An 11,477-nucleotide genomic window follows, 5' to 3' on the forward strand; every position below is an offset into this window, starting at 1 on the left:
GCTCACACAGTGGGTAAGCCCAGACGAACTGCATAAGCCGTCAACTCAGCAGAGCTGTGGAGATCGAGCTTCCGCATCAGGTTTTCGCGGTGCTTGCGTGCAGTCAAAGGGCTGATCCCCAATCGTGTGGCAACATCTCTTGCTGTCAAACCTTGCGCGACCAGCGCCAGAATTTGGCGTTCGCGGCGCGTCAACGGAATCGGCGACAGGATATCCGACGGCGGTGGAAAGCCGCTGTTCCGCGAAGACCCCGTGACGGCAAACCGGATGGACTGCGCCAGATAGGTCTCACCATTTCTGACGGCTTCAATGGCCGCACCGATTTCTTCCGGGTCGCCATCCTTGGTCAAATAAGCGCTGGCACCCGCTTCCATAGTGGCGCGAATAGTTCTGGGCTCAATATTCGCGGTTAGAACCAGAATTTTCAGCCTAGGTGCGACAGTTCTTATATCCGAGATGAATTGGATGCCCGCAACACCCGGCATACCAAGATCGAGAACAAGCAAATCCGCCCGGGCATTACGCACATGCTCCATGACGGTCGCTCCATCCCCCGCTTCCGCAACGACGGACACATTGTCCATCAATGAGATAAGAAGCTTCAGCCCCTGACGCACGATAGCGTGGTCATCGGCAAGAATGGCAGTCAGGGGACGGGTCATCCGGCTGTTGTTTACCTTACATTGGCGTGTGCTAACGCAAATCGTTCTAATCACAACTTATTGGCATCAAGTTACTGATCGATAAATCATTTAAGTATATCAATGTGCAACAGTGGACAATGCACCACACGGGGCAACATATCGGGGGGTAGTCTGATGCAGGAAGACAGGATACGTCAGGCGCTCACTGAACTTCTCTACCGCAATTCCTACGGCGTCATTATCTCGAATGTCGTTATTTCTCTTGGTGCGATCGATGTTCTGAAGAACGCCGTTCCCACGAGCTGGATCACCGGATGGCTCGTTGCGCTTTACTCGCTGACGGCCATACGTGTCTTCGCATCCAGGCAGTTCTTCAGCCGACAAAGGGATCCGCAGTCGATAGAACGGTGGGCCTGGCTTGCCGCGAGCTTTTCATGGATATCCGGCCTTTTATGGGGCGGGCTAGGTTGGGCAGGGTTTCTGCCTGAAGCGCCAATCGTTCTGTCCTTCACCGTGATCGTGTTAACCGGCCTTGTCTGCGGCACAGTCCCCTCACTCTCGGCATTTCCACCAGCGCTGGTCGGTTCAATCATTGCGACCGTTATTCCGATAGCAGTGCGCTGCATCACGACCGAAAGCGAGATTTCCAGCGCCTTTCTGTTTCTGCTGACCGCGCTGGTCGCCATCAATCTCTATTATTGCCGGATCACCTATCGCATGCTGCACGAGACCATTCGCTTGCGACTGGAAAACGAAAATCTCGTCGTGGACTTGCAGGAAGAAACAGACCGCGCGCAGCGCGCCGACCGCGCCAAGACACGCTTTCTCGCGGCAGCAAGCCATGATCTTCGCCAACCGATCCATGCGCTGAGCCTGCTCATTTCCACGCTTGGCGTTTTGGGACAGCGCGGCAATGTCGCTTCCGGCGAGGCGCGCGATCTGGCCGCTAAAGCGAAATCCGTCGTCAACGATCTGAGCGGACTTTTGAACGAGTTGCTCGACATTTCGAAGCTGGACGCGGGCATTGTAACGGTAGTCAACGAGCCGGTAGCCCTATCCGCCTTGTTTCACGACCTGCACGACGAATTTGCGCTTGAGGCCGAGCAACGCGATCTTCAATGGCATGTCGTTGAAAGCGATCTTTGTGTCGACAGTGATCCGATGATGCTCAAGCGCATCCTGAACAATCTTTTGTCCAATGCATTCAGATACACGAAGCATGGCCGCATTCTTCTTGGCTGTCGCAGACGTGGCGATACAGTCGAAATTCAGGTCTTCGATACAGGCCCAGGCATTCCGACCGATCACCAGGCAAAGATTTTCGAGGAATTCGTTCAGCTACAAAATCCGGCGCGCGACCGGTCGCAAGGTCTGGGACTGGGGCTTGCCATCGTTCGGCGTGCAGCCATGCTTCTCAACCACCCTTTAAAACTGGTTTCTGTGCCGGGCTCAGGCTCCATGTTCTCGATCACCGTGCCCAAAACGCGTGACAAGGGCCCTGCAAACTCGGACGTGCATGTGCCGCTCGCAGTGGAAACAGCGCTGGGCATTATGGTCGTTGATGACGAGAAGGATGTTCTCGATGCCATGGCGCGATTGCTCACTCTCGACGGACACCAACTTTACCTTGGGCGATCAGCCGCAGAGGCCCAGGCGTCGTACAAGGCAGCCCTTGAGATTGGCGACGCTCCGGTGGACTTGATCATTGCCGACTATCGGCTGGGTGACGGCGTTACCGGTCTCGACGCCATTCGATCATTGTCGGCCGTTATAGGTACTCCGGTGCCGGCCATCATCATCACTGGTGATACGTCTCCTGCACGATTGAGAGACGTCAATGCCAGCGGGGCCCTCCTCCTGCATAAACCCATCGAAGTCGATGAACTACGCGACACCATTGCCACCGCACGCTCCACTGGTATCAAAACCTCACCCTGAACACGGCATTCACGCCCTGCTGATAAGCATGGGAACCGATCTGGCCCGTGTAATTAATGCCAAGTGTTGAGCGAGGAGAGAGATTGAAATTCAGACCGGCTTCGATAAGAGCCGCGTCCTTGGCAATAGGCGCGCCATAGACAGTGAAAGCGGAAGAACCAAGGAAGCTGTTTGTGGAACTTGTGTCGATATCGCCATAAGCATGACGCCAACCAATAGACCCATGCGCAATTGCCGATACATTACCCATCATAAAACGCCTCGAAGCACGCAAGCCGATGGTGGTGAAAGCCGTGTCCATTGTATCGCTGTCGACCGCAAGCCGGGCGGCTGTCCGTCCTGCTTCATTGAAGCCGTCTGTGTGAAGATGGACATAGGCCAGATTGGCAAACGCTTCCAGCGGTGCGTCTTCCGTGCCCCACTGATAGGCAAGTTCGCCAAATGCCTGAAACGTACCGGCATGATAATCGCTGTTCAGACTATCTGAAAAACCAGGGAAATAGGCCGATCGGTCAAGCTCAATCTCGTGCCAAGTATAAGCAAGCCCGGTCCGCAAGGCGACAGCGTTGCCATTATTCAGTTTCCAGGATTTTCCGGCATAGGCTCCGAGCGTATAATTATCACTTTGCCCGGATGATGAGCGGCCATCGACATTGAACGTTGTTCTACTATAGCCGGCTAATAATCCAAGGCGCCAATTATCGAACACAGTGCCATCTACGCCCGCTACGAAGCCACCAGTATTGTAGTCGAGCCGGGCTGCGTTACCGTTTCCATCGATTGAAGCCCAGTTGCCATAGCCCTGAATCCAGGCATCATAACCTTGAGCGGGGGGAGTTGGGGTTATCGCGGCGAATGCGCCGGGTGTCGCAACACTGACGCTCTTCTCAGGGCCATAGGACAGAATAGGCATAGAAAGCGATGGCTCAAAGCCCTCCATGGAGCGCAGACGACTGTTCATTGCATCTCGAATGAGCGAACTACCTTCGATAAGCGCCGCTTTTGTTGAAGCATAGGCCTCGCCTGACAAAAGATTGAAGGCGGAGCGCGCCTCATCGGGGCCCAGCATCAACAGTTTGTTGTAAAGCTCAAGAGACTGCCCCGACTGTTGGAGCGTATCCAGCGCCCTTGCCGTCGCTATTTCGTTTTTTGTTTGCGAAACGGTTTCGAAAATTGCGGGCGGCGTATCTGTCGTAGGATCTGTACCACCGCCATTTTTCACAGCAATCGTCAATTTCACACTGTTGAGGTCATAAGTCTCGTTTGCGGTAATGAAGGCGGACTTCGAAACCGTATCCTGAAACGTGCCGTTTATACCGCCATCCGATGTGAGGATCGTATAGGTTTGCCCGTTTCGATAACTCGTTGCGGGATCAAGGGCGGTTACACTGACACCTCCACCCAAAATCGTTGTTGAGCCGGAAACACGCGTGAGATCACTCGCACCAGCGCCCGCAATTTCGACAGCATAAGTCGAGCCGCTTTCAAGCGTCAGATCGCCATTGATCGTCAATGTTCCAATCGAATTTCCAGCCGAAAGCGTTCCTCCGGTTAGAACCGCGACCGTTGATCCAACACCCGAACCGATGGTGCCGTGCCCGCCGATCAGAGCGCCATCTCCGACGATAAACGAGCCGCTAAGCACGGCATTGCTATGGCTAATGTCCGATCCAACAATCAAACCGCCAGCGGAAAGATCAGTCATTCCTGAGAATGATGCGCTTTCGCCATTATAGGTGAGCGTGCCAGCGCCGGTCTTGAAGAAGGTTCCTGCGCCCATCAATACACCGTCGAACTGCGCGCTGGTTGATTGGTCAAACGTCAATGAGGCCGCACTCGCTATTGTAACGTCGCCTGAGAAGCGGTCAGCGCCGGAAGTCAGATTGCCTTGTTGCACAGTCCAGTTGAGACCCGATGTGCCATTCAGGATGAGGCTGCCAACCCCGTCCTTGATCATCGTGCCTGTCGCTCCACCAGCGCCGGCAATATTGCCAGTAAAACTGCCATCTGCCGCCTGTTCGAAAACGACGACACCTGCATTTGCGATATTGCCTGCGATAGTTTCCGAATTCCCGATGAGACGACCGGCCCCAACAATGGTGTTGCGATAGCTATTGGCGGTGTTTGTGAGTTGGAGCACACCTGTACCCATTTTCACAAGATCGCCCGGCCCGGAGATAACACCGCTCACGACGAGATCGGTGTTATCTGCAACATCCAGTACACCGGCCTGGGCAATTGAAATTGACCGGGCAGTCTGAAAACTCGCGGTCGTGGCCAGTGTCCCTCCATTGAAAATCAGACCGCCTGATGGATCGCCAAGATTCGCATCGCTTGATAGCTGCAAGACACCGCCCGTTATCGTCGTGCCACCTGTGAAACTGTTCACTCCAATAAGTGTCAACGTGCCGCTATCGAGCGCCAGCGACAGCCGACCGCTACCGCCATCCTGGATCACACCGGAGAATGTTGACGGGCCGACGGATGAGCCATCAATGGTCAGGACACTGCTCGTGGCGGCACCATTTTCGATAACACCAGCCCTCGTGCCAACACTATTGATGGCTCCGACGACTGTACTAAATCCATTGAGCTTGATCGTCCCGCCGATGCCACCCGCCTGATTATCGAAGTTAACGCCCGCATTTGCCGCCAGTGCATCATTCGCCAACACATTGAGCGTGCTGTTGCCATGAAAAGTTTGCGCGCCGCCACTAACGCCGCGGGCTGCGGAAACATTGAAGACGCTACTGTCATGGAAATCCTGCGTGCCACCATTGACAGCGTTTGCGGTCGAAGCATTCAGGGCACTGAGATTATAGAAATATTGCGTGCCACCGCCTATCGCGCCGCTAGCGTTGGCGTTCAATATGCTGTCGCCATTGAAGTATTGCGCACCACCGCTGACGGCGTTGACTGCTGTCAACGTCATAACGCTGTTGGCATAAAAGCTCTGCGATCCACCGCTGACCGCGTTGGACGACGTTGCATTGAGGCGACTACTGCCGTTGAAATATTGCGATCCGCCAGCGACGGCATTTGCTTCCGAGGCGTTCAATGCGCTGGCGTCGTAGAAAATCTGCGTACCACCGCTTAATCCGCTGACAGAATCCACATTCAACGCGCTCGTATTATAAAAGTACTGTTGCCCACCGCTGAGACCCCCGGCAGCTGTTACGTTGAGCGAGCTACTGGCGTTGAAATACTGCTCGCCGCCATTGACCGCATTCGCAGCCGATGCATTCAGCGCGCTGGTGTCATAGAAGCTCTGCACACCGCCCCCGACTACAAATGTTTCCGAAGCGTTGAGACTGCTGTTGCCATTGAAATATTGCGACCCGCCGCTGATCGCATTTATCGTCGTGCCGTTCAGAGCGCTGGAGTCATAAAAGACCTGCATGCCACCACTGATCGCACCGGTCGCAGCCGCGTTGAGCGTGCTCGTATCCTGAAACGTCCAGTTAGGGCGGGATGTATCGGAAAAATAATCGGCGGAGTTCGCGTCTATAGTCGTAGAGCCCGCGCATGGCGACGCTGTACATACGGTCTGTGCGTTGGCTGGTATCATCACGATGATGCCAGCCCCAACGGACAGGAGGCGCACTATAGACCGGTTGAAGAATGGACCCGTGAAGACAGACCTGTGTCTTTGCTCGCCGTTCAAGGGCCCCAACTCGCTATTCGATCTGATGAGATACGCAACCAACACACGTTCCCCCTACCAACACGCCAGCGAACGCGCCCAAGAATGCAGGACGATGTATGTTCAGCCCGACTTGAGTTCCCGAGCCGATACATCTTCTGGAATAGGAGAAGCTGGGGCTCGGAAAATTCTGCGTTCAATATCAATTTTGTAAGTTACGCATACAGGGAGAGAAACATGTTCAATATGCAATGTTGGCTAACCTAATCGAAGACTCTCAATGTCAGCGGTACGCCTTTCTTGGTAGCGGAATACGACGTGCATACCAAACCGGGATCATTATACTATTGAAGCCCTCTGTTCGAAGATGTCCCGCACCAGAGGTGCAGCCTCGTAACGCTAAGAACCATCATGCAAGTCCGACTGTAGATTTTTGACTGCAAATCAAATATGATTCTGTTTGTCTAAAACGGTCTTGGAGCCTCTTCGCTCGGCCAATTCGAATTAGGTTTCCTCCCCCAGAACACCGAAAGAAAAGCAATCGCTCGAGCTAAACTAAAGCTCGCCTTAGCTTTCATTTCGGAAAATTTAGTTCATATTTTCAATAAATTAAATTCACCGGGCTAGAAGCTCAAAGAGGCCCGGATGAGGGCCCATCTACGATTTTCGCTCCCCTGCTTTCAGCAGCACCTTAATGGCGCCCTGTTGACACCTGGTTGAAAGTCTTATTGACCGCGCAACTGTCCTTTCTCCTCAGATTGGCTCAGGATAAGCGGCAGCACAACCAAGAACAGGCGACATAAAGCTCATCATATCCGCACTGTGGAGCTCCAACGCCATTGTTGAAAACCGTATACAAAGTAACCTTTTATGACGTAGTCTCAATTGGTACAGACTGTGCGGAACCGGATAGTAGCGATGACCAAATTTGCTGATGAGCTTGATCTCCCTCCCCTCCCCAAAGCGCGGATCGGCTATGCACGGCCATCAATGGACGACCCATTCAACGCGACCCAACTATCCCGACTACAGAACGCGGGCTGCATCAGAATTTACCAGGAACACGCTGCTGAAAAATTTCAATCGCGGCCGGCACTCGAAAAACTTCTGAGCCACCTTGTGGCCGGGGACACACTCGTCGTCGTGAAACTCGACCGGGTGGCTCGGTCTGTCAGCCACTTGGCCGAGCTCTACAGACACCTCACGGATCGTGGCATTCACCTGCTTTCCCTTGATGACCCCATCGACACCTCCGGACAGGAAGCCATATCTACACTGCAAATTCTCGATGCGGTCGTTAACCTCGAACATGCCCTAAAGGTAGAACGAACACGGGCTGGCATGAAGCTGGCAAAAGCCCATGGCAAGCTCGCTGGCAATCCGGGATTGCGTGAGCGCCGTCCAGAAGCCATCAGCGATATCGCAGCAGCGCGTAACCGCGCCTATCTGGAACAGCTTGTTGCCACGGCACCCTCATGGCTGCCCACCGTCTCGCAGCTTCGTCCGCAGCACAGCTGGGAGAACATCGTATGGACGCTTAATCTAAAGGGACAAAGCTGGACGATTGAAAGACTGAGACGAGCCATCCGTAAACTTGTGCAAGAAGGCCTCGCTGAGCCAAAACTACTCATTCAGGCGAAGCGCCGGATTCCGAACGACTATCTTATCAAACGTGTTGCGGCCATTGCCATAGCTGATCCAACCCTCTCCTTGCGAGCCATTGCTGCAAAACTTGATGCTATGGACGCAAAGCCCCCGCGAGGCGGCGGTAAATGGCAGGCCTCTTCGGTTAGAAATCTTTTGGAAGACGCGCGCCGTTTTGGCTTCCTTCGAAATTGACAGCTGTCAACGAACTTACCAATCCAACGAGGGCGCGTTTGCGAGACGGTTAGCATCATTCGTTGCGCGCCCCGCCCCGCCTCAGTCTTCGCGCTTGCAAAACGCGTAACATTCAATTTGTTCAATGTGTCGACTGTATTAGATAAGTGAAGATCCAGCATGCCATCCCCGACCGTATTCATCGTTCAGCAAACGCTCTGCAAGTCGTTTAACGGCGCCAGAAAAAGCGCCCTTCCAAGTCATTGTATATTGTCTGAGCATCCTTTCACAACACAACCCATCCCCCTCGAGAATCGGATAAGATTGCGCGAGCCAAAAAGGAGTTGTCCATGAGTGTTGCGTTCGCCAAGGAAGAGAGCGCAGAAGCAGCTTCGGAAACGATCCTGCCCGATCGCGAGATCTCTCCCCATCCCAATCTGGTAACAGAGGAGGGGTTGCGACTTTTACAGCAGGAACTTGAGAAAGCACGCGCAGCATTTGAAGCGGCAAATGCCAATGAGGATATTTCGGAGCGGCGGCGTCAGACAGCACACCCTCTACGCGATCTTCGTTACTATGCTGCGCGCCTTCATTCAGCCCAGCTAACGCCCGCGCCTCTATCTCCAACCAGTGTTGGTTTCGGCTGCGTTATATCTTTCAGTAGAGACGGTCGTCCTGCGCAATCCTATCGCATTGTCGGCGAGGATGAAGCAGACCCAAAATGTGGCACCATATCATTCGTTTCGCCGCTGGCACGATTGCTTATGGGTAAATCCATTGGTGATATAGCTTCGCTCGGCGGTCAGGAGATCGAGGTTCTGGCCATTTCCTGACCGAGCGCAGCCTGACCCGACCAGCCAATCGCATGTCAGTCGGTTATGATCTGCGTAATACAAACTGGTCAGCGCATTCGCGCAATGTTGACAGATGTCAATAAACAGAAATGCCGTCCAAGAGTATCTCGGAAGCTGCTAATTCTGAAACGCTATAATTTCTGCCTGGCTCGTTCTTTGCTTTGCTTCGCGTTAACTATTCATTAACTAAAAACAAATTGCAGCGAAGACAGAATCGGGGCATCTTCGTCAGCGCATATTTGTTATGTTTTACTGAATATGCGCTGATAAGGACGAACCAATGCATCAAAACTCGACAGCATCTCCACAACCTCATAGCAGCCTTCAGTCCTTGATTGAAGCCGACGCTGAAGAGCTGTCGAAGCGACTTCAGGCGCATCAAATGCGCATTTTCCCACCAACAGCGCAGAAGTCGATCCGCTCCTTTACACCTGCTGAAGCAGCATCCTTCATCGGCGTCGCGGAAGGATATCTCCGTCAGATCGTTTCGGAAGGCCACGGACCTGCTCCGCAGAGCAACGGCCGGCGGATGTACTCCATTCAAGACATTCATGCCATTCGGCAATTGCTGGACGACAACTCGCCCAAGACTCACGGTAAATATATCCGTCATCGCCGAAATGGCGAGAAGTTGCAGATCCTTTCGGTCATGAACTTTAAAGGCGGCTCAGCGAAAACCACCACCTCGGCCCACCTCGCCCAGTATCTCGCGCTGCGTGGCTATCGCGTTCTGGCGATTGATCTCGACCCACAGGCCTCGCTGTCTGCAATGTTCGGCCATCAGCCTGAACTCGACGTGCGGGTCAATGATACGCTCTATGGTGCCATTCGCTATGATGCGGAACGGCGCGAGATTACCGATATTGTCAGGTCGACTTACACGCCCGGCCTGCATGTCATTCCGGGCAATCTCGAGCTGATGGAGTTTGAACATGAAACGCCAAAGGTTCTGGCAGAGCAAAAGAACGAAGCCATGTTCTTCTCGCGCATCGGCAGCTGCCTAGCGGTCGTCGAAGATCTCTATGATGTGGTTGTGATCGACTGCCCACCGCAGATGGGCTTTCTGACACTGTCTGCTTTGTGCGCCGCCACATCCGTGTTGATTACGGTCCACCCGCAAATGCTCGATGTCATGTCCATGAACCAGTTCCTGCACATGACATCTGACCTACTGGCTGTGGTTGAGCGGGCTGGTGGCAATACCCAATACGACTGGATGCGTTACCTGATCACACGCTATGAACCAAACGATGCGCCGCAAAACCAGATGGCTGGTTTCATGCGCTCAATATTTGGCAATCGCGTGCTGGAAACACCAATGCTGAAGTCGACCGCCATTTCAGATGCGGGCCTGACAAAACAGACACTTTACGAGGTTGATCGTTCTGCCTTCTCGCGTGGCACTTATGACCGCGCATTGGAATCGTTGACATCTGTCAACGCTGAGATTGAAGACCTCATTCGGCAGACTTGGGGGCGTAGCTAATCATGGCACGAAAGAACATTTTCGACTTTTCCGATCAATCAGAGCCGTCGCAAAAAGCAGAGGACCATTCTGTAAGCTCGTCCTTCGAACAGGCACGACCGCTTGCCGGCATGGAACGAGACCGTGCAAATCGCCCGGCAGCCCTTGGCGCAATTTCGCAATCTCTCGAAAAGATCAATGAACGCTCTGCTCGCGCTGATGAAATCGAGCGTCAGCTTTCCAATGGTCAGACGATTATCGAGCTTGATCCCAATCTGATCGATAGCTCATTCGTCTCTGACCGACTGGGATTTGACGATGAAGACCAGACAAAACTCGTCGAGCAAATCCGCGAAAGCGGACAACTTGTGCCAATTCTCGTACGTCCTCATCCAGACGATTCAGATCGGTTTCAGATAGCCTACGGCCACAGACGTGTTGCGGCCGTCAAAGCTCTAGGTATCAAGGTCAGAGCGGTCGTCAAGCAGCTCACGGATGAAGAGCTGGTCATTCACCAGGGCCAGGAAAACAACACGCGATCCAACCTCTCTTTCATCGAAAAGGCTTTCTTTGCCTACATTTTGGAAGGGCAGGGCTATTCTCGTGAAACGCTTTATCAGTCGACTGGCATTGATAAAGCCGTCCTTTCGAAGATGATTACGATCATCAAGTCGATACCCGAAGAGATCATCCGCAAGATTGGCCGTGCGCCGTCCATCGGGCGCACACGCTGGGAAGATTTCGTTAGCCTTTTGACAGCTGTCGGCGAAGCTATTGCAAATGACGCCATCCACAGTGTCGACTTTGCCGCCTTGTCTTCAGATGATCGATTTCAGTTTGTATTCGATAAGCTCAAATCATCAACATCGAAAAATAAGCCCCGAAGGGATGCCGTTCACTCACCTGTTCTTGGTGAGGGTATTCAGCCTGTCGCAATCAAACGAGCTGGTAAGAATGTACAGTTCACCTTCAATGACAAAGCGGCTCCGCAATTTGCCGACTTTATTCAGTCGCGTCTTGAAGAGCTCTATGCAGAATATAAGGCCAGCGAGACATCCAAATAGCTGCTGAAGCTTCGCTTCAGAGCCATCACGACGGATAAATTAACCAGGAGA

General features: G+C 53.3%; 7 protein-coding genes. 5 read left to right on the forward strand and 2 right to left on the reverse strand.

Annotated features, from left to right (window positions below; genetic code table 11):
• Nucleotides 1-2 precede the first annotated feature (2 nt).
• Nucleotides 3-662, reverse strand: coding sequence for a response regulator (locus FHW00_RS19830; protein WP_078340260.1), 660 nt, complete (start codon nucleotides 660-662; stop codon nucleotides 3-5).
• Between the two features lie 156 nt (nucleotides 663-818).
• Here FHW00_RS19830 and FHW00_RS19835 point away from each other — a divergent pair, with 156 nt between their 5' ends.
• The gene (locus FHW00_RS19835) at nucleotides 819-2,582 is read left to right on the forward strand and encodes an ATP-binding response regulator (protein ID WP_078340261.1); all 1,764 of its coding nucleotides are present in this window, start codon (nucleotides 819-821) and stop codon (nucleotides 2,580-2,582) included.
• Here the strand turns inward: FHW00_RS19835 and FHW00_RS19840 are convergent.
• Nucleotides 2,566-6,150, reverse strand: a complete 3,585-nt coding sequence (locus FHW00_RS19840) for an autotransporter domain-containing protein (protein WP_182514686.1) — start codon at nucleotides 6,148-6,150, stop codon at nucleotides 2,566-2,568. The genes FHW00_RS19835 and FHW00_RS19840 overlap by 17 nt on opposite strands.
• Before the next feature lie 993 nt (nucleotides 6,151-7,143).
• On the opposite strand from FHW00_RS19840, the gene FHW00_RS19845 reads away from it, so the two are divergent.
• From FHW00_RS19845 to repB, 4 genes are all read left to right on the forward strand, one after another.
• Nucleotides 7,144-8,064 carry a recombinase family protein gene (locus FHW00_RS19845; protein ID WP_078340264.1) on the forward strand — a complete coding sequence of 307 codons (921 nt, stop codon included), beginning with the start codon at nucleotides 7,144-7,146 and terminating at the stop codon, nucleotides 8,062-8,064.
• Between the two features lie 329 nt (nucleotides 8,065-8,393).
• On the forward strand, nucleotides 8,394-8,876 hold the full coding sequence (greA, locus tag FHW00_RS19850) for a transcription elongation factor GreA (protein ID WP_078340265.1): 483 nt from the start codon (nucleotides 8,394-8,396) through the stop codon (nucleotides 8,874-8,876).
• 301 nt (nucleotides 8,877-9,177) lie between these two features.
• The gene (gene repA, locus FHW00_RS19855; protein WP_078340266.1) at nucleotides 9,178-10,383 is read left to right on the forward strand and encodes a plasmid partitioning protein RepA; all 1,206 of its coding nucleotides are present in this window, start codon (nucleotides 9,178-9,180) and stop codon (nucleotides 10,381-10,383) included.
• Nucleotides 10,384-10,385: 2 nt separating this feature from the next.
• The gene (gene repB, locus FHW00_RS19860; protein WP_078340267.1) at nucleotides 10,386-11,426 is read left to right on the forward strand and encodes a plasmid partitioning protein RepB; all 1,041 of its coding nucleotides are present in this window, start codon (nucleotides 10,386-10,388) and stop codon (nucleotides 11,424-11,426) included.
• Nucleotides 11,427-11,477 lie beyond the last annotated feature (51 nt).

The organism is Ochrobactrum sp. P6BSIII, assembly GCF_014138065.1.
In the GTDB taxonomy this organism is placed as follows: domain Bacteria; phylum Pseudomonadota; class Alphaproteobacteria; order Rhizobiales; family Rhizobiaceae; genus Brucella.

Coding starts and splice junctions, on each gene's coding strand:
- FHW00_RS19845 (WP_078340264.1), top strand. CDS start 7,144: ATGACCAAATTTGCTGATGAGCTTGATCTCCCTCCCCTCCCCAAAGCG.
- repA (WP_078340266.1), top strand. CDS start 9,178: ATGCATCAAAACTCGACAGCATCTCCACAACCTCATAGCAGCCTTCAG.
- FHW00_RS19835 (WP_078340261.1), top strand. CDS start 819: ATGCAGGAAGACAGGATACGTCAGGCGCTCACTGAACTTCTCTACCGC.
- FHW00_RS19840 (WP_182514686.1), bottom strand. CDS start 6,150: ATGATACCAGCCAACGCACAGACCGTATGTACAGCGTCGCCATGCGCG.
- greA (WP_078340265.1), top strand. CDS start 8,394: ATGAGTGTTGCGTTCGCCAAGGAAGAGAGCGCAGAAGCAGCTTCGGAA.
- FHW00_RS19830 (WP_078340260.1), bottom strand. CDS start 662: ATGACCCGTCCCCTGACTGCCATTCTTGCCGATGACCACGCTATCGTG.
- repB (WP_078340267.1), top strand. CDS start 10,386: ATGGCACGAAAGAACATTTTCGACTTTTCCGATCAATCAGAGCCGTCG.